This window comes from Halorussus limi (assembly GCF_023238205.1).
Taxonomy (GTDB): domain Archaea; phylum Halobacteriota; class Halobacteria; order Halobacteriales; family Haladaptataceae; genus Halorussus; species Halorussus limi.
In genome coordinates this window covers 274,651-299,703 of record NZ_CP096660.1, presented here as the reverse complement: position 1 = coordinate 299,703, position 25,053 = coordinate 274,651, and the positions used below count along the sequence as shown (strand labels likewise).

Here is a 25,053-nt window from a genome sequence, read left to right as displayed (position 1 = left end):
CGGTGGCCGAACCCCTTAACGACTATGAGTCGTGCCCAAAACGGACAAGACTCCGAAACGGTCGCCGCCAGAATCGAGAACCGAAGTACTGCTCAGCCGTGTCGCTCGACCAACTTCGTCAGGGTCGCCTCGTCCTGCACGCCGACTATCTGCTCGACCTGCTCGCCGTCGGCGAACAGCAGTAGGGTCGGCACGCTCCGGACGCCGTACTGCGCGGCGAGACCCTGATGCTCGTCGATGTCTACCTTCGCCACCGCGGCGTCGGTGTCCCGCGCGATGGCTTCCACCGTCGGTTCGAGCATGTTGCAGGGTCCGCACCAGTCCGCGTAGAAGTCGACCAGCGTCACGTCGTATCGAGTGGTCACGTCGGAGAACTGTTCGACGCTCTCGACGTGAACGGGTTCGGTCGGTGCCGGTTCGGACTCGGCGCTGGCGTCGCTCTCGGGCGTAACGCCAGTTCCGTCGCCCTCCTCGTTTTGCGCTCCGAGGAGGTCGTCTCGCTTTCGCTCGCGGATAGATTCGAGTTTGTCTTCGCTCATCGCGTCGAAGTTGTCGCTCCACGGCTTTAACTATTTTGTAGGTGGCGTGCAATACTGGCTTCGCGCTCGGAACGCTCGTCCGGAGTCGTGAACACTCAAATACCCGCCGTACGCAGGGACGCTCACGTATGGCGAGGACACCGACCGCCGCGCTCGCACCGCTCGCGGCGGCCTCCCTCTGGGGCGGGATGTACGTCGTGAGCAAGTGGGGATTCGCCTCTATTCCCCCCGTCACGCTCGGTTTCCTCCGGGTCGCGCTCGGGGCCGCGACCCTGCTCGCGGTGGTCCGGCGGACCTACCCGGACCGCGACTTCTCGGCGAGCGACCGACGCGGATTTCTGGCGCTCGGCGGGTGGGTCACGCTCACCATCGTCACGCAGTTCGTCGGCACCGACCTCACGAACGCGAGTCAGGGCGCGCTCCTGACGGTGTTGACGCCCGTGTTCACCCTCCTGCTCGGAGTCGCGGTGCTGTCGGAACCCCTGACTCGCCGGAAGGCCGCGGGGATGGCGCTCGCGTCGGTCGGCACCCTGCTGGTCCTCGCGGGTCGGTACGACGTGGACCGCGTCTCGACCGGGAACGCCGTCGGGGTCGCGGCCCTCCTCGCGGCCAGTTTCGCGTGGGCCGGCTACACCGTCTACGGGAAGTCGCTCGTCCGGGCCTACTCGGCGCTGGAGACCGCGACCTACTCGACGGTCGCCGCGGTGCCGATGCTCGGGGTTCTCGCCGCGGCGGAACTCGCGCTGACCCACCGCGCTCTCGCCGACGCGACGCTCTCGATCCCCGTCGCCGGTGCGGTCCTCTACCTCGGCGTCGCCAGCACGGCGGCCGCGTGGTACCTCTGGTACAAGGGACTGGAGTACGTCGACGCGGGGACGGTCGCTGTCTTCTTCTTCGTCCAACCGTTCGTCGGGGCCTTCTTCGGAGCAGTCTTGCTCGGTGAGGCCATCGGGCCGGGTTTCGTCGTCGGTGGACTCGTCATGGCTCTCGGCGTCTACGTCGTGTCCACCTCGACCACGACCTGAGCGAACCGCGCAGGACCTCCGCGAACCGCGCACGACCTGAGCGAATCGCGCGTAGACGACACGCGCGAAGACGACGGCTCTATGACCGACCCCTGCCGAAACCGAGTGATTGGCTTCCCTCGACTTCCCTAGAAGGGATAGTCGCGGGGTTCGCGCTGGAGCGAAATCCACTTCATCTCGGTGATTTCTTCGAGGAACGCGTCGCTGTTGTACGTCCCCATGCCGGACGCGCCGGTTCCGCTGAAGGGAACGTGCGCCTCGTCGTTGATAGGTTGGTCGTTGACGTGGACGTTCCCCGTCTCCATCCGCTCGGCGATTCGCTTTCCGGTTCCGAGGTCGCCGGCGTGGACGGCACCCGACAGGCCGTACTCGGTGTCGTTCGCGATTTCGACTGCCTCGTCGACGTCCGAGAACGGAATGACCGGGGCAATCGGGCCGAAGTGTTCGTTGCAGGCCGCGGCCATGTCGTTTTCCACGTCCGAGAGGACCGTCGGTCCGACGACCAACGAGTCGCCGGCACCGTCCACGTCGACGGTCTCCCCGCCGGTTTCGAGGGTGGCACCCGCCTCGACGGTCTTCTCGACGTAGTCCAGCATCTCGTCGCGCTGTGACTCGTTGATAATCGGACCGACGACGGTGTCTTCCTCGTGGGCGCTCCCGACGGGAAGCGACTCCGCGCGCTCGGTGAGGCGCTTGACGTACTCGTCGTACACGTCCTCGTGGACGATGTGGCGGTTGATGGAGATGCAGACCTGCCCTTGGTGGACGAACGACCCGAAGGTCGCACCGTCGATGGCTCGGTCGATGTCGGCGTCGTCGGTGACGACGAAGGCGTTGTTGCCGCCCAGTTCCATGGCGGGAACGGCGAGATTCTGGGCCGCGAGCCCCGCGACGTGTCGGCCGACCTCCGTCGAACCGGTGAAGGAGACGACGTCGCTCTCGGGATGACTTGCGACGCGGTCCCCGATGTCGGACCCGCGTCCCGTCACGACGTTCAGTACGCCGTCGGGGAGGTCCGTCTCCTCGAAGAGTTTCCCGAACAGCAGGCCTCCGGTAATCGGTGACTCCGTAGAGGGCTTCAGGACGACGCTGTTCCCGGCGGCGATGGCGGGGGCGACCGCTCGCATCGAGAGGTTGAGCGGGAAGTTCCACGGCGAGATGACCGTGACGACGCCCTTCGGTCCGCGCTGGACGACGTTCTCTTTGCCGGGGATGTTCGAGTCGGCGTGTTCGCCCTTCATCCGACGCGGTAGCGTCGCGGCCTCGCTGGCGTGGTCCGACGCGATTTGGACGGACGTTTCGCCCATGATGCGGGACCCGCCGACCTCGTGGCTCAGGAGGTCGATAACCTCGTCGCTGTGTTCCTGAAGGGCTTGGAGGAACTGTTGGACGACCTCCTGTCGCCGTGCGGGCGGTTGGTCTCCCCACTCGGTCTGTGCGTCCGCGGCCGACTCGTAGGCGGCGTCGACGTCTGATTCGGTCGCCGACGGAACCTCCGTGACCGCTTCGCGGGTGGAGGGGTCTTCGACGGTGATGGTCTCGTCGCTCTGGGCCGGAACCCACTCACCGTCGATGTAGAGTGCGTTCCAATCGGCGTCGATCGAGAGGTCGTTGGTCATGTGCGTTTTACCAAACGGTAGAACGATGTAAAAGGGACGCGAACACGGAGAGGGCTTCCGGTTCGCAGTTCCCCGACAGGCGGTAGAAAAATTAACTCCGGGCCGATTCTCCGCTCCCCCGACCGAAAGCGTGCTACGAGACGGAGCGGCGGAATCGCCGACTTCGATGGGTTTTACCGCCTGGTAAACTAAGCACAGATATGAGTCAGTTCGACCGAACGGGAGAGGACCTCCGTAGCCCCATTTCTGGAGAGACGGTTCGACACGGACCCGGCGTAAACTCGAACCGCGCCTTCCCGACGAGTACTTATCCGTCTCACCTCGACCCGTTCGTCCTGTTCGAGCGGTTCTACATCGACCCCGACGACGGGTTCCCGATGCACCACCACCGGGGATTCGAAATCGTCTCGTACATTCTCGACGGCGGAATGGACCACGAGGACTCGCTGGGCGTCTCCAACACCGCGTACGAGGGCGACGCGATGAGGATAACTACCGGGAGCGGTATCCGACACTCCGAGTTCTCTGCCGACGGTCGCGCCTGCAATGGACTACAACTCTGGGTGAATCTCCCGCGCGAACGGAAGGACGTCGAACCGAACTACGTGGACGCGGACGCCGAGCAACTCCCCACGGAGACGCAGGACGGCGCGACTGTGACCACAGTCGTCGGCGACGGGTCACCGGTCGAACTCTCCACGCCGATGGAGTACCTCGACGTCACCGTGTCCGACGTCTGGTCGCGGTCGATTCCCGACGGATGGTCGGGGTTCCTCTACGGCGTCGCCGGCGACGGTATGGTCGATGGGAACGCGTTCACCGAGGGCGACGTCCTCCCGATGACCGAGGCTCGAAACGTCGAACTCCGGAGCGAGAACGCTCTCCGCGTCGTCGTCGTCACCGGTCGCCCTCACCGTGAACCCATCCGACAACGCGGCCCGGTGGTGCTGTAACTGTCCCTCACATCGAGGCTCTCAGAAGGACTACTGTACGACGAACGCCCGACGGAACCTGATTTTACCAGATGGTAAGATACTTTTAGGGGTCGTTCGTTGCGTCGAGTATGGTAGACGTAGCGATCATCGGTGGCGGTCCCGCCGGACTGAGTGCTGCACTGTACGCCGCGAAGAACGACCTCGACACCGTCGTGTTCGACACAGACGAGTCGTGGATGCACAAGGCCCACCTCTTCAACTACCCCGCGGTTCGAAGCATCAGCGGCGACGAGTTCCTCGAAGTAACTCGCGGTCAGGTCCGCGACCGCGGCGCGACGCTTCGCGAGGAGGAAGTAACTGGCGTCGAGCAGACGGGCGACGGATTCTCCGTCACGACCGCCGAAGACGAGTACACTGCGGAGTACGTCGTCCTCGCTACCGGCGGCGACCGAAGCCTCGCCGAAGAACTCGGGTGCGAGTTCACCGACGAGGACGTGGTCGACGTGAACGTCGATATGGAGACGACGGTCGAGGGCGTGTACGCGACCGGCGCGATGGGGCGGGCGGAGAAGTGGCAGGCCGTCATCGCGGCCGGCGACGGCGCGGCCGCCGTCCTCGACATCCTCTCGAAGGAGAAAGGCGAGTACTACCACGATTTCGATATGCCGTCCGACGTTCCCGAACTGTAGCCTCTCCCAACGGGCCTCCAACCCCGTCGTGCGCTCGCTCCTCGATGGAAACGCGAGAGCGGCCTTCCGGTTTCTCGTTTCGTCTCACTCGGTCGCTCGTTACCGAAACCCGCTTCGCCGAGTCGAGTACGACGCTCGCAGGTCTCGCAGGGAGAAACCGATATGAGTCACCCCCGTCAAGTGGACCGTAGCATGAGTGAACCGAGCGCGGAGGTCGACTCCAAAGACACTCGCGAGGTAATCATGGAGGCGACCTTTCGCGCACTGAGCAAGCACGGGTACAAGGACCTGCGAGTGCGCGACATCGGCGAGGAGATGGAGATGTCCCGGCAAGTGATTCACTACCACTTCGACGGGAAGTACGACCTGCTCTCCTCGTTCTTGGAGTACATCATCGAACAGTACGAGGGGAGTGTCGAGGTCGAGGAAGAGGCTGACCCGCGGTCGGAACTCGACGCGCGCATCGACCAGTGTCTGTTCGGTCCCGAGTTCGACGAGTTCACGCACTGGGACCGGATGAGGGTGTACCACGAACTGTACGCGTACGCTCAGAACGACGACCGGCATCGAGAACTGTTCAACAGCCACTACGAGCGGATACGGGGGAGCATCGTGGACGTTATCGAGGACGGAATCGAGGACGGTGTTTTCCGCGAGGTGGACGCCGAGCGGATGGGGCAACTTATCACCGACGTGATTCACGCCTCCCGGGAGCGACGGATTTCCCTCGGTCACGAGGACGCACCCGAAGAGGCGCGCCAAGCCATCGACCAGTTCATTCTCGACTCGCTCGAACTGAGTCAGCACGACTGAGTCTACGCTCGGCCGATGCTCTCTCTCACCGTTTCTGCCGGTCCCCTCGAAGGAGCGGACGGAACGCCGTAGAATACCTCGATTGTGAACTAGTGGCGTGGCCTCTCGTCCACTCCCGGGCATCCTCTCGATGCCAGTATCGACTATACGGAGCGAGAACAATAATCTTACCGGATGGTAAACTCCTCGCGATGCAGTCCCCTGTCATCGTTCGCGTTCCTCGGACCCCGATTTCTACTGCTATCGGCGGACTCTTCCGCTCACCCTCCGCTGTCCCTTCTGCTCTCTCCACCGGCCGCTGTCTTCCGCCTTTCCGGTGCCCACACGCTCAAGTCGGCGGCCCGCAACGCTTTCGGCATGAGCGACCCCTTCGAAGTCGAAGACTTCTACGACCTGACGCTCGTGACCGACCTCGCCGTCTCGCCCGACGGCGAACGCGTCGCGTTCGTCGCCGACGAGTTCGACCGCGCCGACGACGAGCGCCGGAGTTCGCTGTTCGTCGCGCCGACCGACGGTTCGCGCGACCCGCATCGCCTCTCGCGGGCCTCCGACGCCAGCGCGCCCTCGTGGAGTCCCGACGGTTCGAAACTCGCGTTCTCGGCGGCCCGCGACACCGACGCCGAAATCGCGGTGACGCGCGACGACGCCGACGCGGAAAACCGCGATGGCGAAGACGCGGACGGCGAAAACGGAACCGACGACGAACCGAAGCCCCAAATCTGGGCGTTCGACCTCGAACGCGGGGGTGACGCCCGCCAGATAACCGACTTCGAGGAGGGCGCGCGAGGCTTCGACTGGGGGCCGGAGGGCGACCGCCTCGTCGTCGCGGCCCGCGACCCCACCGAGGACCAGCGCGAGTACCTCGAAAGTCGCCGGGAGGACGACGGACCGATAGAGACCGAACGCCTCCAGCACAAGTTCGACGGTCACGGCTGGTTGGACGACGTGAGGACCTACCTGTTCGTCGTGGACTGCGAGACCCGCGAGACGACCCGCCTCGACGACGCCTACGGCGGCGGCGCGCGTGAACCCGCGACCGGCCTGAGTCCCGCGTGGTCGCCCTCGGGTGACCGCATCGCGTTCCTCTCGAATCGGACCGAGCGCCCCGACGACAACTACGTGATGGACCTCTACACCGTCTCGCCCGACGGGTCGGACCTGCACAAACTGACCGACTCGGACCTGACCGCCGGCCGACCGCGCTGGCATCCCGACGGCGACCGCCTCGCGTTCGTCGGCAGCGACCCCGAGAACTGGTATCGTCCGTCCGAAGTGTACGTCGCCGACGCGACCGGCGAGTCCGGGGACGAGCGCTACGAGTCCCGGTCGGGCGACCTCGACCGGACGGTCGCCCGGTACGGCGCGTTGGGGTGGCACGGCGACGACGTCTACGCCGCGGTCGGCGACGAGGGTCTGACTCGCCTCGTCAGGTTCGGCGAGGACGGGGACCCCGAGCGGACGTTCGAGGCACAGGGCAGAGACCGCACCGTCGAGGGGTTCGACCTCCGCGGGGGTCGCGCAGTCGTCGCGCTCGCAGAGCCCGAACGTGGCAAGGACCTCCACGCCCTCGACGCCGGACGTCTCGGAGACAACGCCGACCCCACTCGCCTCACCGCGCTCAACGACGACCTGCTCGCGGACCGCCGGACGCCCGAGTGTCGCCGCGTCACCGTCGACTCGGAGGGCGACGAAATCGAGACGCTGGCGTACCTGCCCGACGACTTCGACCCCGAGGACCCCGACCCGCGCCCGGTCGTCGCGTCCATCCACGGCGGTCCTATCTCCTACGACGCCCCGACGTTCTCGTTCGACTTCTCCTACTGGACCGGCCGGGGGTACGTCGTCCTCCGGACCAACTACCGCGGCAGTTCCTCGTACGGCCGCGAGTTCAGCGAGCAGATTCGCGGCGAGTGGGGTCCCCGCGAGACCGCCGACGTGCTGGCGGGCGTCGAGGAACTGGTCGCCCGCGACTGGGCCGACTCCGACCGACTGTTCGCCACCGGGTTCTCCTACGGCGGTATCACCACGGGATACCTCGTCGCCGAGACCGACCGGTTCGCGGCCGCCGCGGCCGAACACGGCGTCTACGACTTCCGGTCGGCGTTCGGGACCGACGACAGTCACGTCTGGTGGGAGAACGACTTCGGCCTGCCGTGGGAGAACGAGGAGGGCTACGACGCCGCGTCGAGCATCCTCGACGTGGGAGACGTGGAGACGCCCCTGCTCGTCACCGCGGGCGGCGAGGACTGGCGGTGTCCGCCCTCCCAGAGCGAGCAACTCTACGTCAGCGTCAAGAAGCAAGGCGTCCCCGCCAGACTGGTCGTCTACCCCGACGAACACCACAACATCGGCGACCCCGACCGGGCGACTCACCGCCTCGGCGAACTGACCGAGTGGTTCGAGCGCCACGACCCCGAGTCGTGAGCGGACTCACTCGGCGCTCACTCGTCGCCGAAGACCTCGCGCTGGAGTTCCTCGCGGTTGTACTCCACGAGGTGGTACTGAGTCACCAGCACGGCGGCGACGACCATTCCGGCGGTGAACCCCGCGATTCGAACGAGAGGAATCCCGTGGACGTATCCGTTGAGTAACTGTGCGAAGGCGAGAAAGACGGGGACGACGGTCGCGACCGTCGTGCGGACGGGCAGGTCGCGATACATCTCCCAAAACGTCGTGTTGTCGGTGACGGCCATTCGGTAATCGCTCCTTAACTGAGGATGCGAACACGCCTTGATTACCTTTTCGTGTGTTGATTCGGACCGTTCCCGTGCGGTATCCGACGGCAGGGCCCGTTCCGGAGGAAACGAACGTCGCGCCCGTCTGGAGAAGGCCGAACTTCACGCCGACTGCGCGGTGGACGCCGACGAGTCGCCGGAGTTGTCGGGTTCGTAAACGACGTGGTTGCCGTCCGCGCGCACTTCGACCCGACAGCGGTTGAGTTCGAAGACGATTCGTCCGGTCGCACCCGCCGTTCCGCCGCTCCGGTTCTCGAACAGGCGGTTCAGCGCGTCCGGGTCCACCACGTCGTACAGGATGCACTCGTCGGCGAGGCGGTCGCAGTCCGCCACCTCGGTCACGGCCTCGATAACCGCGGTGCTGACGTCTAACCCGTTCGATACTATCCGATACGCCGCGCGCCCGTCTCGGTCGAGCGACGGCGCACGCTCCGTGAAGTCCTCGGTATCCCAGTTCATGAGTGTAGATTACTGCCACCGACTCCCACTATCGGTATACCGGTTAAGTCGGCCCCTGTCATAAAAAATACTCGATTTAGCGACGGAAAATCGTCGCCTCCTGACGACAGATTATCCTTCGGTTCGAATCCGTTCTTCCTATCTGAAGCCAGGAATTACAAGATAACGCACCTATTCTTTCGTCAGAATCATCGCGTCCGCGCTCGCCGCCTCGCCGACGCTCGCCGCGAACTGCTCGGCGTGACACCGCTTCAGTCGCGCCAGTTCGTCGTCGGTCAGGTCCATCCGGTCGGCGAACTCCTCCCAGACGTGGCTCCTGACCGAGAGGTAGTAGGCCGTCCGGTCTTGGGTCACGAGCGGGTCGCGGTGGAACTGGGTCCGGTACTCGTAGACGAGGCCGTCGACGCCGACGCCCTCCAACTCCCTCACGACTCGCTGGTGGCGCGCGACGAGTTCGCGGTCGGTCTCGTCCGTCAGGTCCGGAAACGCGTCGAGCGGGGCCGCCATCTCACCACTCCGCGACGCTCCCGTCGTCGTGTCGCCAGACGGGGTTGTGCCAGTTCACCTCGCCGGCGCGCTCGCGGACGACCTCCTCGTCGATGTCGATGCCGAGACCCGGTCGTTCGGGAAGTTCGACGTAGCCGTCCTCGTACTCGAAGACCGACGGGTCGGCGAGGTAGTCCAGCACGTCGCTGGTCTCGTTGTAGTGGATGTCGAGGCTCTGCTCCTGAATCAGGGCGTTGGGCGTGCAGGCGTCCACCTGCACGCAGGAGGCCAGCGCGACCGGGCCGAGCGGGCAGTGGGGCGCGAGCGCCACGTCGTAGGCCTCGGCCATCGAGGCTATCTTCTTGACCTCGGTGATTCCTCCGGCGTGGCTCAGGTCGGGTTGAATCACGTCCACGGCCCCCGACTCGAACACCTCCTTGAAGTCCCACCGGGAGTACATACGCTCGCCCGTGGCGATTGGCGTGGTGGTGTGGGCCGCGATTTCGGGGAGCGCGTCGTTGTGTTCCGGCAGGACCGGTTCCTCGACGAACATCGGTTCGTAGGGCTCGAGCGCCGCGACGAGTCGCTTCGCCATCGGCTTGGCGACTCGCCCGTGGAAGTCGACGCCCACGTCCACGTCCTCGCCGACCGCCTCGCGGACCTCGGCGAGTCGCTGTTCGGCCTGCCGAATCTTCGCGGGCGAATCGACGCGCTCCAGTTCAGGCGTCGCGTTCATCTTCAGCGCCGTGAATCCGGCCTCGACCTGCTCGCGGGCGGCCTCGCCAACGTCCGCGGGCCGGTCGCCGCCGATCCACTGATAGACCCGAATTCGGTCGCGGGCTTTCCCGCCGAGGAGTTCGTAGACCGGCGCGCCGAAGTGCTTGCCCTTGATGTCCCAGAGCGCTTGGTCGATGCCTGCGATGGCGGACATCAGGACCGGGCCGCCCCGGTAGAACCCGCCGCGATAGAGCGCCTGCCAGTGGTCCTCGATTCTGAGGGGGTCCTCGCCGAGCAGGTAGCCGTCGAGCAACTCCTCGACGGCGGCCCGGACGGTGTGGGCCCGGCCCTCGACTACCGGTTCGCCCCACCCGACGGTCCCGTCGCTGGTTTCGAGGCGCAGGAACAGCCATCTCGGTGGTACCTCGAACAACTCGTAGTCGGTGACTTCCATGGCCGGCCGTACGAGGGCGACTGTCTAAACCCCCGGGGAACTGGCAACGTGGTCGTCCACACCGTCGGCGGAACAGTCAAGTCTGAAATCATATAAGAACAGATAGAGTTAATAACAAGAAATATGAAAATTCTACCCGATGGACAAGCTCGACGGTGTCCCGCTCTCGGCCCTGCAGGACCAACTCGACGCGGCGGAGAGCGCGAAGGCCACCAAGCGCCTGATGGTGGCCATCGCGTACAAGGACGGCGTGTCGGTCTCGGTCCTCTCGGAGCGGTACGACGTTCCGGAATCGACGCTCTACTACTGGCTCGACCGCATCGCCGAGAAACCCCTCTCCGAGGCCGTCGAGGACGACGACCGGCCGGGCCGGCCCTCGGAACTCGCCGCCGACGAGCGCGAGGCGGTGTTCGACGCGCTCGCGGACTCGCCCGCCGCCTACGACTTCGAGGCCTCGTCGTGGACGCCCGAACTCGTCCGGGAACTCATCGAGCGCGAGTACGGCGTCTCCTACTCGCTCGGCCACGTCAGACGCCTGATTCGAGATGCGGACGTGTCTGTCTGAACAGAGCTTCGATTCCGCCGTCACTTCGCCCGGTCGCCGTCCCGCCAGTCGGAATCGAACCGCCGACGTGCCAGTGGGAATCACCGTCGAGTCCTCCCGCCGATTTCCTGATAGTCGCGATTGCCCAAACGGCACGGAACGCGTCCTTGGCAAATTTCGAGCGCCACCGCGTCGTCCGGAGGTTCGCCGCCTAGTTACCGCCGCCGTCGTGCGACCAGCATCCCGACCGCGGCGCACCCGACCAGCGCGGTCGCACTCCGACCGGCGAGCGGGAAGTCGGCCGACCCCGCCGACTCGCCGACGCTCTCGGCCCGGTTCGGCGTCCCGGGGTCGTAGCACACCGCGAACTGCTCGACGGGGAACGGATTCCCGCCGGGGTTGTCGGGCGCGGTGAGTTCCGCTCGCGCCGAGACGCCCTCGGGGAAGACGTAGACGTTCCCGCCCGGCCCGCCGTAGACGATGGCCGCGGCCGTGCGGAGCGTCGAGTCGAACGTCACCGCGACGGGTTGGCCGTCGTCGTCGCGCTCGGCGACCCCTAACTCTATCTCGAAGCTATCGCCGCCCGCCTCGAACTGGAAGGTGTTCGGCCCGACTCGGGTGGCGTTCTCGCTGGTGAACTCACCGTCCTCGTAGGTCAACAGTAGGCCGCGCTCCAACCCGAAGTCCTCGCACCTCGGGAATCCGGCGACCGGCCGCGGTTCGACCTTCGGCGTCGGCGCCGTCTCGGTGGTCGTGGTGGTCGTCGTTGTGGTAGTCGTTTCAGTAGTTGTCGTGGTCGTCTCCGTCGTGGTGGTCGTAGACTCGGTGGTGGTCGTCTCGGTAGTCGTGGTTTCCGTCGTCGTGGTGGTGGTGGTTTTGGTGGTCGTAGTCTCGGTGGTTGTCGTGGTCGTTTCCGTCGTCGTTGTCGTTTCAGTAGCCGTGGTAGTGGTGGTCTCAGTAGTGGTCGTGGTCGGCGACTGTTCAGCGGCCGCCGGACAGTCCGCGACTTCGACCGCAGCGCTCTCAGTTTCGTTTATCGTCACGCCCTCGCCGGTCGCCCGGACCTCGTACTCGCCGGACGGGAGGTCCGAGAGTTCGCGCACTCGACCGGGCGGGACCGTCACCGTCTCCTCGAAGCCGTCGGGTCCGACGACTTCGACCGTGACCTCGCGTTCGCCTTCGTTGACGAGAGTGAGCGCTTCGCACTCCTCACTGGTCGCCACGACGTTCACGGCGGCCGGTTCCGGTTCTGCCGTCGTGGTGGTCGTTTCCGTCGTCGTTTCGGTGGTGGTCTCTGTGGTGGTAGTCTCGGTGGTGGTGGTCTCCGTTGTCGTCGTAGTCTCTGTTGTCGTCGTGGTTTCCGTTGTAGTCGTCTCGGTGGTCGTAGTCTCTATTGTCGTCGTGGTTTCCGTTGTAGTCGTCTCGGTGGTCGTAGTCGCTGTGGTCGTGGTCTCCGTCGTTTCGGTCGTGGCAGTGGTCGCCTCGGTCGTTGTCGTCGTCTCGGTCGTGGTCGGCCGGCCGGCCACGCTCACGGTGACGTTCGCCCCGTCGTTGACGGTCGCCTTGCCGGGTTCCTCGCCGACGAACCCGGTCCGCGCTCGGACCGAGTAGTTCCCCGGCGGTAACTCGTCCAGCGTCGTCTCGTCGCCGGGGACCAATTCCAGCGTCCGCGCGAAGTCGTCCGGCCCGGTCACGTTGACCGTCACGTTCAGGTCGGTCGGGTTCTCGACGCTCAAGGTCCCGGGGTCCGCCGAGGAGACCACGACGTTCGGGCAGTCGGCGACGCTCACCGTCCCGGCCGCGTCGCCGTTGACGGTCGCGTTCCGGCGCTCGGTCTCGTCGTCGGCCGCCGTCTGGTCGCCGCCGGGCACCCACGCCCGAACCTCGTAGTCGCCGGGCGTCAGATTCGCCAGCGTCCGGTTCTCGCCGGGACCGACCGCGAACTCCCGCGCGAAGTCGTCAGGTCCGGTCACGTTGACCGTCGCGTTCTCGTCGCTCGGGTTCTCGACGGTCAACTCCTCGCACGCGTCCGAGCGCGCCGTCAGGTTCGGCGGTCGGGGTTCCGCTGTCGTGGTCGTCGTTGTCGTGGTAGTCGTAGCGGTGGCAGTCGTCGTTGTCGTGGTAGTCGTAGCGGTGGCAGTCGTCGTTGTCGTGGTAGTCGTCTCGGTGGTCGTCGTTTCCGTCGCCGTGGTGGTTTCGGTCGTGGTAGTCGCGGTTTCCGTCGTCGTCGTGGTCGGTTCCGCGGGTTCCTCGGTCGTCGTGGTGGTCGTGTCCGTCGTGGTTGGCGTCTCCGTCGTTGTCGGCGTCTCCGTGGTGGTGGTCGTGTCCGTTTCCGTCGTGGTAGTGGTCTCTGTGGTCGTCGTGGTCGTCGGCGTCGGGCACGCCTCGACCCGGATGTTCTCTATCTCGACGCCGTTGACCGTCGCGGGCCGGGTCGGTTCGACCAGTCCGCCCGCCTTCGCCTGCACCCGGTAGGTGCCGGGCGGGATGGCGAACGTCTCGGTCTGGCCCGGGTTCAGGATGACGACGCGCGTCAGTCCGGACTCCGCCGTCACCGAGAAGGTCAACCGCTCGGTGGTCGGGTTCGACAGTCGGAGGCGCTCGCAGGACGGACTCGCCGCTTTCCCGTTCGGCGGCGGCCCCGGTTCCTCCGTGGTCGTGGTGGTGGTGGTCGTCTCGGTAGTGGTGGTCGTCGGCAGTTCCAGCGTCGTCGTGGTGGTCGTGGTCGGCGTCTCGCGCTCGACGCACTCCTCGAAGTCGGGGTTGCGCTGCGAGGCGGTCCGGTCGCCGCGTCTCACGACGACGCGCTCGATGACTTCGTCGCGGTTCTCACCGGTCCCGAAGAACACGTTTCGACCTCGGAACCGCCCGCGGAAGGTCTGGCGGTCGCCGTCCTCGAACACCAGCGTCACCGAGTCGTAGCGGTGGGCGTCCACTGCGACCTTCGTGCAGGCGAAGTCGTAGGTGGGTTCGAGCGGTCCGGGCGTCTCCGTCGTGGTGGTGGTCGTCGTCTCCGTGGTAGTGGTCGTGTCCGGCCCCGCACAGGCCTCGAAGCTCGGATTCCGGCGCGTCACCGACTCGCCGTCCGGTCCCCTCACGACGACGGCCTTCAGAACCTCGCCCTGATTGTCTCCGGTGCCGACGAACTGCGCGCGGTCCCGGAAGTCCCCGCGGAAGGTCTGGCGGTCGCCGTCCTCGAACACCAGCGTCACGGACCGGAACTCGTCGGCCTGCACCACGGCCTTCTCGCAACTCGTGAAGAATATCTTCGGCGCGAACGGTTCGTCGGGTTCCTGCGTCGCGGGTTCACAGCCGCTGGTGTCGTTGCGCTGGACTTCGAACCGGTCGGGCCCGTTGAACACCTTGACCTGCTTCACGACCTTGCCGGCGTTCGACCCGGTACCCGCGAAGGTGTTGGTCCCGCTGTAGATGCTCGTGAACGTCTGTTTGCTCCCGTCGGCGAACGTCAGGACGACTTGCGTGTACTGCTCGGCCGCGACCGTGACCTGCCGACAGTCGAACGAGACCCGCACCCGGAGAGGTTCGGGCGTCTCGGTGGTGGTCTCGGTAGTCGTCGTCTCGGTCGTGGTGGTTTCGGTCGTGGTCGTCGTCTCGGTCCCGGTCTCGGCCTTCTGCGGGCAGTCGCCGGCCACGAGGTACGCCGACCCGACGTTCGTGCTGCCGTCGGTGAAGGGCGCGCCTACGAGCAGGTCGGTCGCCGCGTCATTGTTGGCGTCGCCGCCCGCCAGCGCGTACCCCGCGAGGTCGCCCTCGGACTCGCCCTCGAACTTGGCGTGGGAACCCGTCAGCGAGTGGCGCTCCGCGATTCGAGAACCGTAGAGCAGGTAGGCCGACCCCACGTCTCGGACGGTGGCGTTCTCCGCGGTGTCGTTCTGGGCGCTGTCGTTCTGCGCGCCCTCGTCCTCCGCGCTATCGCCTCCCGCAGTCGTATTCTCCGAGGTGCCGTCGTCGAACGGCGCGCCGACCAGCAGGTCGGCGTACCCGTCGTCGTTGACGTCGCCCGCGCCGGCGACCGACCACCCGGCGTAGTCGTTGCGCGACTCGCCGGGGAGCGCCGCGTCGGCCTCCGTCGAGAGGTTCACCGAGCGCGAGAGGTCGCCGCCGTAGGCGACGTAGGCCGCCCCGGCGTCCTTTGCCGGGACGTCGTGGAAGGGCGCGCCCACCACCACGTCGTCGCGGCCGTCGCCGTTCAGGTCACCCGCGTTGGCGACCGAGAACCCGGCTTGGTCGCCCTCACCGGACCCTCTGAACGTGACCGGCGCGTTCACCAGCAGCGAGGTCCCCTCGAACTGCGGGCCGTACTGGAGGTACGCCGCCCCGGCGTCCACGGCCTGCGAGTCGTTCCCGCGCGCGCCGACGAGCACGTCGCTGACCTCGTCGCCGTCGGCGTCGAGCGCAGCGACGGCGGTCCCGGCGAGGTCGTTTTTCGCCACGCCGAGGTAGGTCACGTTCGCGCTCGCGAGGTCGAACGTCCCGACGCGGGGCATGTACGAGAGGTAGGCCGCGCCCGAGTCCTTCGCCACGCCGTCGTGCTGTGGCGCGCCGACGAGCAGGCCCGCGCTCCCGTTGCTCGCGTTCTCCATCGTCGCCAGCGACCACCCCGCGCGGTCGCCCTTCTCGGCCCCGAAGAACGTCGCGGAAGCGTACTGCAGGTCGACGCGCTCGGGCAGTTCCTCGTCGCCGTAGACGACGTAGGCCGCGCCCGAATTACGGCCGTTCTCGTCGGCGAGGGGCGCGCCGACGACCACGTCCGAGAAGTTGTCGTCGTTCAGGTCGCCGACTTCGACCGAGAACCCGGCGCGCTCGCCGCCCGCCCGCCCTCGGAAGGTCACGTTGGCTTCGGACACGTCGATTTCGCTCCGGTTGACCGGTCCGTAGAAGAGGTAGGCCGCCCCGGAGTCGGTGCCCGCCGTGTCGTTGGTCGGCGCGCCCACGAGCAGGTCGGCGTACCCGTCGCCGTTCACGTCGCCCGCGTCGGTCGCCCACCCCACGCGGTCGTTGCTCGCCGCGCCGGTGAGTTCGGCGTCGGCGTCCGAGAGGTTCGCGGCACCGGCCGGTCCGCGCGGAATCTCGCCCCGGCCGCATCTGGTAGCGCTCCGGGTATCGTTCGTCGAGTTGTCGCCTGCGCTCGCACTCGCGCGGACGCCACTCGCCCTGGCGCCGACGCCAGACGCTTGCACGTTCGCTCCAGCGCTCGCAGAACTACGCGCGGATGCGGACGCTGAGGGTGCGGACGCGGGAGCGGCTTTCCCCGGTCGCGCCGGCGCTGACGCCGCGCCCGGTCCGCCGGCGCCCGGAGGCCCGCCAGCGCTCACGGGTCCGACCGCGGGCGCGGCGTTCGCGCTTCCCGGCAGTTCGCTCGCGCTCCTCGGTGCCGCGCCGCCCGCCGCGAGCGAGAGTCCGCTCGCGCCGACGACGCTACTGGCGACGAGTAACCATGCGAGAAGTAACACGTCTAACTGCTCGCGCGTCTCCCCGGCCTCCCCCCGTGTCATTTTGACTCGTTCGGCCAGTAACCTATCTCCGCCCTTTGTTATGCGGAGCGAAAGCGGTGCGTAACGTCGCGTTGCCTCCGGCTGACCGGCCGATAGGGTCGGCCTACTCCCCGAACGCGGCGAGGTCTCACCGCCGAGCGGCGAGCAGGAGGCCGGCCAGCGCGACGAGCGCCGCGCCGACGCCGAATCCGGGGACGCCGCCCTCGGGGTCGGCGGTGGCCGTGGCGGTGTCGCCCCGCATCGCCTCGGCGGTGGTCTCGGCCGGGTCGGTCGTTTCGACGGGCGTCGCGTTACCCCCGCCGTCGCCCGACCCGCCGATTTTCACCAGCCAGCCGTCCTTGCCCGTCGCGCCGTCGCCGGAGGTCTGGCCCGCGAGGAGGTAGCCGCCGTCGTGGGCCCGGACCGCGGGCCACGGCTTGTCCCAGCCGTCGGTGCCGTAGTACTTCTGCCAGCGACTCTCGCCCGCTGCGTCGGTCGCCAGCGCGTAACCGTCCACGCTCCCCTTCGGTCCGGCGTCGGACCCGCCGGTGAAGAGGTAGCCGTCCTCGGTCCGCATCGCCGAGTCGAGCCACTGGGTGCCCTCGCCGCCGGGTCGGCGCTCCCACTCGACGGCTCCCTCGGGTCCGAACTTCACGAGCCAGCCGTCGCGCGGCCCGGTGCTGTTGCTCTCGGTTTCGCCGGCGAGGACGAACCCGGCGGAGGCGTTGCCGTCCGCGGCGGCGGGCGCGGCGGCCCACACGTCGTCCCTGCTCGCACCGCCCGCGGTGGTCTGCCACGCTCGCTCGCCGTCGGGGCCGACGCGGAGCGCCCACGCGTCGTCGCTGTCGCCCGCGATTTTCCCGGCGAGGTAGTAGCCCGAATCGGTCGGCACGACCGCCCGGAGGTAGCCGTTGCTGTACCCCTCCGGGGCGGCGTAGCGCTTCTGCCACGCCGTCGAGCGGTCGGCGTCGAGTCCGACCGCCCAGCCGTCTCTACCGCTCTCGCCGCGGGTCCAACCGGCCGCGAGGTAGGTCGTTCCGTTGCCCGCGTCCCGGCGTTCGAGCGCGTAGAACGCCCCCTCGCCGACGGTTCGGTTCTCTCGGACCGCGCCGTCGGGGCCTACTTCGACCAGCCAGCCCTGCGGTCCGCTGTCGGTCGTGGTCCGCCCGGCGAGCAGGTAGCCGTCGCCGGTCCGGGCGAGACCCCAGAGCCGGTCGGTGCCGGAACCGCCGAGCGTCTTGGCCCACTGGCGCTCGCCCGCGGCGTCGGTCTTGAGGACCCAGCCGTCGCGGTCCTCACCGCCGGTCCACCCGACGAGGAGGTAGCCGCCGTCGTCGGTCCGCACCACGTCGGCGAACATGTCGTCGCCGCTCGCGCCGTAGGTCCGTCGCCACTGTTCGGGGAGGTTCGGGGGTTCGCGCGCTTCGATTTCGGCCGTCGATTCTCCGTCCGGCGGCCCGTCGGTCGCGGCGGCAGGGAGGACCGCCGCCACGCTGGCGCCGACGAGCAGCGCTACGAGTGCCGCTGTGAGTTTCTGCATGCGCGTCTGTCAGGCGTCGAACTGTTTTGTTATGGCCCGTCTGCGGGCGACGTAGGCGTTGCCTGTGCCTGTTTTCGGTGAATCGCGGGCGACGAATCGACGGTCCGTCGCCTACTCGCTCGACTTTCACTCTCGCTCGTGCGACTACCTTCCGGGTGAAACGCCGCGCTCTCCCCGGACTATCTCCCGGCTCGCCTGACTCGTTACGCCCGACCCGTCACTGTCGTTCCCACGCGGGCGGCGCGCGACCCATCCGCCGGAGGACGGCGGGATAGCCGAACGCGACAACCAGCGCGACGACGATTCGCGGCACGAACCCCTCCACGCCCACCGCGCCCAGCACGGCGACGAAAACGAAGTACAGCAGTAGCATCGCGAGAAACTGCGGGAGCAACTGCCGCCACGTCGAAGCCATGGAGGGTTCAAAGGTCTCCGGAGAGTTAAGTGTGTGGTAGCGCGTAGCACTCTCTCCACCGCTCCGACCGCGTCTGCGCGCCGAAAGCCGCAATCTTGATGGGTCGCCGTTGTCCGAGTTGACACGTTATGCCCGCCCTCCCCCGCAGACGCCTCCTCCAGGGTGCGGTCGCGCTCGCCACCGGTCTCGCCGGGTGTAGCGACCTGACGACCGAGACCGAATCGGTCCCCGGCGACCGGCCCCCGGAGCACGTCGCTCGGGACCCCGACCGGGTCCGACTCCGAACGTCGGGGCGACCCCGCTCGCCCGTGTGGCTTCCCCGCGACGACGCATTGCGTTCGACCGGCGACGCCGATTCGACCGACGAGTCGGCGACGTCTGCGCCGGACGCCGCCCGCCGGACCGGACTCGTCGCCACCCGAGCGACCGCCGACCGACTCGAGTTCGCCGACGTGGACGGCGCGGACGCCGCCCGGGCGTTCGTCGCCGACACCGACTTCGGGCGAGCGACGCTGTACTTCGACACTCGTCGACTCGGAGCGTGTTACACCGCCGAACTCTGCTCCGTCGCGTGGTCCGACACCGAAATCGAAGTCGAGTACGGCTACGACTACCGCGACGCCGACGTGCCGTGTCAGACAGACGACAGCGACGCGGTGGCGTGGCTGATTCGCGTCCCCGTCGCGTTGGAACCCGACGCGGTGACGAATCGCGGTTCCAGTTCGAGCGACGACGGCTGTGACTATCCGGAGTATCTCCGAATCGCGAACGCGAACTCGGCGGGAACGACCGCGACGGGGAACGAAACGACGCCGACAGCGACGCGCCGGACACCGACACGCCGGACGCCGGCGCGGGAGGAGACGGCGACGGTGGAAAGACAGACAGAGATTTCTAAGACAACGACAGGGAAACTTCAAAGATATACGGACCGTTCCACGACGGAGGAGAGGCGATGACCGACGACCGAACCCACCGGTCGCCGTCACCGTCGTCCGAACGGTCGTCCCCGCCGCGCTGGCGGTCGCGCACGCCCGCCAGCGCGACCCGCCGGGGGTTCCTCGCGCTCGCCGGCGCGACGGCGCTCGCGGGGTGTAGCGACTTCGGCGACGTTCTGAACCGCGAGGACGGCGGTCCGACCCTCGACGGAGCGACGCTCCGAGACGTCGTCGCCTCCGACTCGCCGTCGGTTCCGGAGACCGTGCCGGTCGAGATTCCGCGCTCGGACATCGACAGCGGTCTCGCTCGGGCGCGAGATCTCCTCGGGTCGGTCCCCGCGTCGCTCGACGCCGAGGCGATTCCCAACGGCGCGATTCGGCGGCGACTCGCCCGTAACCGCGACGAGGCCGAGAAATCCATCGACGCGGTCTCGGAGGCGGCCTCGCCGCTCGAAGCCATCGACCGCCTCGGCGACGCCCGCGAGTCGGCCCGTTCGGTCGCCGCCGCCTGGCGGGCCATCGACGGCGACCTCGCGCCCGAGGACCTCCGGAGGTCCGCCGAGGATATCTGGGTCGCGCTCAACCGTTTCCGGTACGCGTGGGACTACCTCGGCACCGACCCGGTCCGGGCGCTGGTCGTCCACGCGACGGTCGAGGGCCGACTCCGGACCGCGACCGGGTCCGCCGAACGGGTCGTCGGGCGCGGCCGACCGACGCCCGACGACCCGCTGGCGGTCGGCGAACTCGCGGGGCGCCTCGAAGTCGCCCGCGCCGCGATGGACGACATGGCCACCCTCTACGACCCGATTCGCAAGTCCGGCGACACCCGGACGTTTCGGTCGGGGTTCGTCCGGGCGGTGGACGCGCTCGAAGCGGTGATAGACGCGCGTCGCCGCCGACTCCCGGACGCCGACCCGCGGACGCCCTCGGCCTACGTCGACGGCAACGTCGAGGGAACTCCCGTCGGCCACGCTATCGGTGACCTCGCCGAGGAACTGACCCACCACGACGACTTCGAGCGGGAGCGCCGGACCGACGACTACGCCACTACGATTCTCGCGGGCCACGGCACGCTGGCCCGACTCCGCGCGCTCGAATCGCTCCGCCAGCGGGTCGCCGCCGACGAGCACGTCACCGTCGAGTCGGTCGCTGACGTTCGGACGCTCCGCAGGCGCGCCGTGGACGCCATCGAGGCGGTCCGCGAGCGCGACGAACACCCCCACCTGAACCGCCGCGAACTCGCCGCTATCGACGAGTTCGTCAGCTACGCCGACGAGGAACTGGTCCGGTCGGCGAGCGACGACTCGGTCGATGTGAACTCGATAGCTCGCGAACTCGGCAACTACGTGAGGGCGGCCGCGGTTGCCCGCGAACTCCCGCAGGCGAGCGCCGACGCGGCGAAAATCGTCCGACGGTCGGTCCGAGAGGTCGCGGACGGATGACCGTCGCGACCGCCCCGAGGCGGCGGCGAGCGGCGAGCGGACTCCTCGCGGTCGGTGCGACCGCACTCTACCTCCGGACGAACCCGTTCGCCTTCCTCCCGGCCTCGCTGGCCGCGTTCTTGGTCTTCGTCCCGCTCTCGCTGGGCGCGTACGCCGTCACCGGGAAATCGTGGCGGCTCTGTCTCGGCACGGCCGTCGCGTCGGCGCTCGGGATGGCTCTCGGCCAGTGGCTCTAGTCCGTCGCGAGGAACTCGAAAACGCGCGTCCGGGCTACTCGTAAATCTTCTCGCGTTCGCGAGACCGGGACCGCGACCGAGAGTTCCCGCCGCCGCTCCCGCCGAGGAACCGCGAGACGAGGGCGTACGCGAGGTACAGCAGGACCGCGGCCACCAGAATAGTGACGAGGGTGCTCACGAGCCACGAGACGAATCCGAGGAGGACGCTCACGATTTCGGCGACGACCCACAGCGCGGCCAGCGCGAGGAGCGCCCACCCGCCGTACCGGAGTAGTTTGCTCATACCGAATAGTTGGATTTCTGGGGTCTTGAGTCTATGCCCGCCGCTGGGGCCGGACCCGCCACCGAAAGCGGCCGGAAGACGACTCGCGCCTTCCGGACCTGCCGTCTCAGGTCGTCACGCCGAGATGCCGGTCCATCACCTCGCCGTTCTCGCGCAACTGGTCGCTCGTGCCGTGATAGACGATTTCGCCGCGGTCCAGCACGTAGTGGCGGTCGGCGAGTTCGAGCGCGACGCCGACGTTCTGCTCGACCAGCAGGACCGCGATGCCCTCGTCGTTGAGGTTCCGCACGAGGTCCTCGACCTGCCGGACGACGAAGGGTGCGAGGCCTTCCGTAGGTTCGTCGAGCAGGAGCAGGTCGGCCCCCGCGACCAGCGCGCGGGCGATGGCGAGCATCTGCTGTTCGCCGCCCGAGAGCGCCGCGCCCTTGCGGTCTGGATGCTCCCGCAGGTTCTCGAACTCCTGTAACACCGCCTCGGGGTCGCGCGCCTCGGCGGTGTCGCCCCCGCCGAGACGGCCCACTTGTAAGTTCTCGGCGACCGTCAGGCCGGGGAAGATGCGCCGCTCCTCCGGGACGAACGCGACGTTCTTCCGGACCGTCGCCTCGGCCGAGAGGTCGGTCACGTCCTCGCCGCGGAAGGTGACGGTGCCCGCCGAGGGCGCGACGTTGCCCACGACAGAGCGCAGGGTGGTCGTCTTGCCCGCGCCGTTGCGTCCCACGAGCGAGACCACTTCGCCCCTTTCGACGCAGAGCGAGACGCCGTGAAGCACCTCGGTCGCGCCGTACCCCGCGACGAGACCCGACACGTCGAGAAGGGGGTCCTCACAGACCCCGGCGTCGAGACGGTCCGCGGGGCGGTCCTGCGGAGCGAACTCGTCGCTCACTCCCGAACACCTCCGAGATACGCCCGCTGGACCGACTCGTCGTCGGCGATGCGCTCGGGCGTGTCGGTCGCCAGCACCTGCCCGCGGTTCAGCACCGTCACGGTGTCCGAGACGTTCATCACGAGGTCGATGTCGTGTTCGATGAGTAGCATGGTTCGGTCGGCCAGCACCTCCTCGACGAGCGCGATGGTCCGGCGGGTCTCCTCGCTCCCCATCCCCGCGGTCGGTTCGTCCAGCAACACGAGGTCCGGGTCGGTCGCCAGCACCAGTCCGAGTTCGAGTCGCCGCCGGTCGCCGTGGGCCAGAGTGCGGGCGTACTCGTCGGCCCGGTTCTCCAAGCCTATCTCCGCGAGCACCTCGTCGGTCCGGCGCTCGACCGACTCGAACCGGTCGGTCGGACTGAACAGCTTTCGGGGGAGCGAAATCTCTCCCGCGCCCTCCGCGACCGACTGGGCCGAGAGCCTGACGTTCTCCCGGACCGACAGGCCGCCGAACACCGTCGAAATCTGGAACGAGCGGCCCATCCCGCGCCGGACGCGCTCGTGGGGCGCCATCCGAGTCACCTCCTCGCCCCGGAAGTAGACGCCGCCCTCGGTCGGTGCGAGCGCCCCCGTGATGCAGTTGAACAGCGTCGTCTTGCCCGCGCCGTTCGGCCCGATGACGCTCCGGAACTCGCCGTCGGCGACCGCGAGGTCCACCGAATCGACCGCGGTGAAGTCGCCGAACCGCTTGGTCAGTCCCTCGGTCCGGAGGACGGCCCCCGTCTCCGGGTCGAACTCCGCGGCGCCGTCGCCCGCCGACTCGTCGGTCGCGCTCATTCGTTCACCTCCTGCTCGGCGAGGGGTTCGTCCTCCTCGCGGGCGCTCGGACCTGCGCCGGCGCCGGTCCCTGCACGACCCCCGAGACCGGCGAGTTTCTCGGGCAGCGAGACCAGCCCTCTCGGAAGCGCGATGACGAATATCACGAAGACGAGTCCGAGGAAGAACTGCCACTGGTCGGTGTACGACGACAGCACCTCCTCGAACCCGATGTAGACGCCCGCGCCGACCATCGGCCCGTAGAGGGTGCCCATCCCACCGAGGACGGTCATCACGACCACCTCGCCCGAGTTGAGCCAGAACAGCAGCGAGGGCGCGACGAACCCGTCCTTGACGGCGAACAGGCCGCCCGCCAGTCCCGCCATCGCGCCGCTGACCACGAACGCCCGGCGCTTGTACGCGGTAACGTCGTAGCCCACGAACTCGGTCCGGCGCTCGCTCTCCCGGATGGACTGGAGGACGCTCCCGAAGGGCGCGCGCATCATCCGGCGCGCGACGAGGTACGACCCGACCACGGTCGCCAGCAGGAAGTAGTAGAACAGGCCTTCCTCGCCGACCAGCGGGACCGCCTCGGCGATGTCGTCGAGTTCCATCGCGAAGCTACCGATTCCGTACAGCACGTCCGCGCCGAACAGGCCGTCGCTCCCGCCGGTCCACTCGAACTTGAAGACCGCCCGGTAGAACAACTGGGCGAACGCCAGCGTTATCATCGAGAAGTAGACGCCCGAGACCCGAATCGAGAGGTGGCCGATGGCCCACGCGATGACGCCGCAGACGACGACTGCGACCGCCAGCGCGACGAACGCCGACGGCGTGAGGTGGAGCAACACGAGGATCGCGGCGTAGGCTCCGGTCCCGTAGAACAGCGCGTGACCCAGCGAGACGAGTCCGGCGTAGCCCATCACGAAGTCGAGGCTCAGGGCGAACAGCGCCCAGATGAGCACGTCCGACAGGAGCGTCAGCACGTACTCGGAGTAGAACACCTCGACGCCGAGCGGAACGATAGCGAGTAGCGTCACCGCGACTGCCCCGAGACCGAACCGCTGGGCGTCGGAGAGGACGCCGCCGCCGCGGCCCGCCAGCAGTTCGCCCTCCGACTCGGCGGTGGTCTGCCACTCGGGGTTGCCGAACAGGCCCTCCGGCTTGACGAGCAGGACGCCGATCATCAGCACGAACACGATGAGACCCTCCAGTACCGGCACGTAGGTCCGGGCGAGCGTCTGGATGACGCCGACCGCCAACCCGCCGACGACCGCGCCACGAAAGCTTCCCAGACCGCCCAGCACGACGATGACGAACGCCGGGATGATGACCGCGTTCCCCATGCCGGGGCTGACGTTCTGGTAGGCCCCGAGGACGACGCCCGCCACCGCCGCGAGCGCCGCGCCCGCGCCGAACACCAGCGTGTAGTACCGGTCGATGTCGATGCCGAGGTTCCGGACCATCTCGCGGTCCTGCGACCCGGCGCGCACCACGAGTCCGAACCGAGTGTTGTTCAGCGCCCACCACGTCCCGAACGAGAGGAGCGCGCCGAACCCGATGATGAAGTAGCTGTACACCGAGTTGTTGACCCCCAGAATCGACACCGGACCGTCGAGAATCGGCGGCGGAGCGAACGCCTTGGCCTGCTTGCCCCAGAAGAAGGTGATGACGTCGTTGAGCATCAACACCAGTCCGAAGGTCAGCAGGATGTGGTAGAGCGGGTTCCGGTCGTAGAGCGGCCGGAGCGTCAGCCGCTCGATTGCGGCCCCGACGACGCCGACCAGCAGGGGCGCGACCACCAGCGCGACCCAGAACCCCGCGCCGCCCAGCGGCGAGACGATGGCGAACGCGAAGTACGCGCCGAGCGCGAACAGTTCGCCGTGGGCGAAGTTTATAACGTCCATCACGCCGAAGATGACCGACAGTCCCGCGGCTATCAGGACGTAGACCATCCCGATGGTCAGGCCGTTGACCAACTGCTCTGCGATTCCGGTGACGCCGACCAT

The 25,053-nt window shown here is 67.7% G+C and carries 22 protein-coding genes; 9 read left to right on the top strand and 13 right to left on the bottom strand.

All coding sequences use genetic code 11. The features are described 5' to 3' along the window. Positions 1 to 92 precede the first annotated feature (92 nt). Complete coding sequence (gene trxA, locus M0R89_RS19680; RefSeq protein WP_248652416.1) at positions 93 to 539, bottom strand: thioredoxin; 447 nt, start codon at positions 537 to 539, stop codon at positions 93 to 95. Between the two features lie 128 nt (positions 540 to 667). Between trxA and M0R89_RS19675 the strand changes: the two genes are divergently transcribed. Next, the gene (locus M0R89_RS19675) at positions 668 to 1,564 is read left to right on the top strand and encodes a DMT family transporter (protein ID WP_248652415.1); all 897 of its coding nucleotides are present in this window, start codon (positions 668 to 670) and stop codon (positions 1,562 to 1,564) included. A gap of 128 nt (positions 1,565 to 1,692) precedes the next feature. On the opposite strand, the gene M0R89_RS19670 is transcribed toward M0R89_RS19675, so the two are convergent. Next, complete coding sequence (locus tag M0R89_RS19670) at positions 1,693 to 3,183, bottom strand: aldehyde dehydrogenase family protein (protein ID WP_248652414.1); 1,491 nt, start codon at positions 3,181 to 3,183, stop codon at positions 1,693 to 1,695. Positions 3,184 to 3,383: 200 nt separating this feature from the next. Between M0R89_RS19670 and M0R89_RS19665 the strand changes: the two genes are divergently transcribed. The 4 genes from M0R89_RS19665 to M0R89_RS19650 all read left to right on the top strand — a co-directional run bounded on the left by M0R89_RS19665 (position 3,384) and on the right by M0R89_RS19650 (position 8,044). Further along, positions 3,384 to 4,136 carry a pirin family protein gene (locus M0R89_RS19665; protein ID WP_248652413.1) on the top strand — a complete coding sequence of 251 codons (753 nt, stop codon included), beginning with the start codon at positions 3,384 to 3,386 and terminating at the stop codon, positions 4,134 to 4,136. A gap of 110 nt (positions 4,137 to 4,246) precedes the next feature. Continuing rightward, on the top strand, positions 4,247 to 4,807 hold the full coding sequence (locus M0R89_RS19660) for an NAD(P)/FAD-dependent oxidoreductase (RefSeq protein ID WP_248652412.1): 561 nt from the start codon (positions 4,247 to 4,249) through the stop codon (positions 4,805 to 4,807). 192 nt (positions 4,808 to 4,999) lie between these two features. Continuing rightward, positions 5,000 to 5,620, top strand: a complete 621-nt coding sequence (locus M0R89_RS19655; protein WP_248652411.1) for a TetR/AcrR family transcriptional regulator — start codon at positions 5,000 to 5,002, stop codon at positions 5,618 to 5,620. Between the two features lie 357 nt (positions 5,621 to 5,977). Then, positions 5,978 to 8,044, top strand: a complete 2,067-nt coding sequence (locus tag M0R89_RS19650) for a S9 family peptidase (protein WP_248652410.1) — start codon at positions 5,978 to 5,980, stop codon at positions 8,042 to 8,044. Positions 8,045 to 8,061: 17 nt separating this feature from the next. On the opposite strand, the gene M0R89_RS19645 is transcribed toward M0R89_RS19650, so the two are convergent. The 4 genes from M0R89_RS19645 to dgoD form a co-directional block, all read right to left on the bottom strand. Further along, positions 8,062 to 8,313: a hypothetical protein gene (locus M0R89_RS19645; protein WP_248652409.1), complete on the bottom strand. Its 252-nt coding sequence runs from the start codon at positions 8,311 to 8,313 to the stop codon at positions 8,062 to 8,064. Between the two features lie 144 nt (positions 8,314 to 8,457). Then, positions 8,458 to 8,814: a HalOD1 output domain-containing protein gene (locus M0R89_RS19640; RefSeq protein ID WP_248652408.1), complete on the bottom strand. Its 357-nt coding sequence runs from the start codon at positions 8,812 to 8,814 to the stop codon at positions 8,458 to 8,460. A gap of 171 nt (positions 8,815 to 8,985) precedes the next feature. Beyond that, the gene (locus tag M0R89_RS19635) at positions 8,986 to 9,321 is read right to left on the bottom strand and encodes a DUF8048 family protein (protein ID WP_248652407.1); all 336 of its coding nucleotides are present in this window, start codon (positions 9,319 to 9,321) and stop codon (positions 8,986 to 8,988) included. 1 nt (position 9,322) lies between these two features. After that, the gene (gene dgoD, locus M0R89_RS19630) at positions 9,323 to 10,471 is read right to left on the bottom strand and encodes a galactonate dehydratase (RefSeq protein ID WP_248652406.1); all 1,149 of its coding nucleotides are present in this window, start codon (positions 10,469 to 10,471) and stop codon (positions 9,323 to 9,325) included. A 139-nt stretch (positions 10,472 to 10,610) separates the two neighbouring features. Here dgoD and M0R89_RS19625 point away from each other — a divergent pair, with 139 nt between their 5' ends. After that, positions 10,611 to 11,036 (top strand): helix-turn-helix domain-containing protein, encoded by a 426-nt coding sequence (locus tag M0R89_RS19625; RefSeq protein WP_248652405.1) that lies wholly within the window; start codon positions 10,611 to 10,613, stop codon positions 11,034 to 11,036. Between the two features lie 194 nt (positions 11,037 to 11,230). On the opposite strand, the gene M0R89_RS19620 is transcribed toward M0R89_RS19625, so the two are convergent. From M0R89_RS19620 to M0R89_RS19610, 3 genes are all read right to left on the bottom strand, one after another. Further along, a complete protein-coding gene (locus M0R89_RS19620) occupies positions 11,231 to 16,531 on the bottom strand; it encodes a hypothetical protein (RefSeq protein ID WP_248652404.1) in 5,301 nt (1,766 codons plus the stop codon). A 127-nt stretch (positions 16,532 to 16,658) separates the two neighbouring features. Then, positions 16,659 to 18,050 carry a hypothetical protein gene (locus M0R89_RS19615; protein ID WP_248652403.1) on the bottom strand — a complete coding sequence of 464 codons (1,392 nt, stop codon included), beginning with the start codon at positions 18,048 to 18,050 and terminating at the stop codon, positions 16,659 to 16,661. 217 nt (positions 18,051 to 18,267) lie between these two features. After that, the gene (locus M0R89_RS19610) at positions 18,268 to 18,465 is read right to left on the bottom strand and encodes a hypothetical protein (RefSeq protein ID WP_248652402.1); all 198 of its coding nucleotides are present in this window, start codon (positions 18,463 to 18,465) and stop codon (positions 18,268 to 18,270) included. Between the two features lie 128 nt (positions 18,466 to 18,593). On the opposite strand from M0R89_RS19610, the gene M0R89_RS19605 reads away from it, so the two are divergent. The 3 genes from M0R89_RS19605 to M0R89_RS19595 are packed head-to-tail and all read left to right on the top strand — an operon-like array spanning position 18,594 to position 21,081. Next, positions 18,594 to 19,424 carry a hypothetical protein gene (locus M0R89_RS19605; RefSeq protein ID WP_248652401.1) on the top strand — a complete coding sequence of 277 codons (831 nt, stop codon included), beginning with the start codon at positions 18,594 to 18,596 and terminating at the stop codon, positions 19,422 to 19,424. Further along, positions 19,421 to 20,845 (top strand): hypothetical protein, encoded by a 1,425-nt coding sequence (locus M0R89_RS19600; RefSeq protein WP_248652400.1) that lies wholly within the window; start codon positions 19,421 to 19,423, stop codon positions 20,843 to 20,845. The genes M0R89_RS19605 and M0R89_RS19600 overlap by 4 nt, the downstream gene beginning before the upstream one ends. Further along, positions 20,842 to 21,081: a hypothetical protein gene (locus M0R89_RS19595; RefSeq protein ID WP_248652399.1), complete on the top strand. Its 240-nt coding sequence runs from the start codon at positions 20,842 to 20,844 to the stop codon at positions 21,079 to 21,081. The genes M0R89_RS19600 and M0R89_RS19595 overlap by 4 nt, the downstream gene beginning before the upstream one ends. 34 nt (positions 21,082 to 21,115) lie before the next feature. Here M0R89_RS19595 and M0R89_RS19590 read toward each other — a convergent pair whose 3' ends face one another. From M0R89_RS19590 to M0R89_RS19575, 4 genes are all read right to left on the bottom strand, one after another. Then, entirely contained in the window at positions 21,116 to 21,364 is a 249-nt protein-coding gene (locus M0R89_RS19590) for a hypothetical protein (protein WP_248652398.1), read from the bottom strand. Positions 21,365 to 21,470: 106 nt separating this feature from the next. Further along, complete coding sequence (locus M0R89_RS19585; protein ID WP_248652707.1) at positions 21,471 to 22,169, bottom strand: ABC transporter ATP-binding protein; 699 nt, start codon at positions 22,167 to 22,169, stop codon at positions 21,471 to 21,473. Between the two features lie 74 nt (positions 22,170 to 22,243). Continuing rightward, entirely contained in the window at positions 22,244 to 23,065 is an 822-nt protein-coding gene (locus tag M0R89_RS19580) for an ABC transporter ATP-binding protein (RefSeq protein WP_248652397.1), read from the bottom strand. Beyond that, positions 23,062 to 25,053, bottom strand: a complete 1,992-nt coding sequence (locus M0R89_RS19575) for an ABC transporter permease (RefSeq protein ID WP_248652396.1) — start codon at positions 25,051 to 25,053, stop codon at positions 23,062 to 23,064. The genes M0R89_RS19580 and M0R89_RS19575 overlap by 4 nt, the downstream gene beginning before the upstream one ends.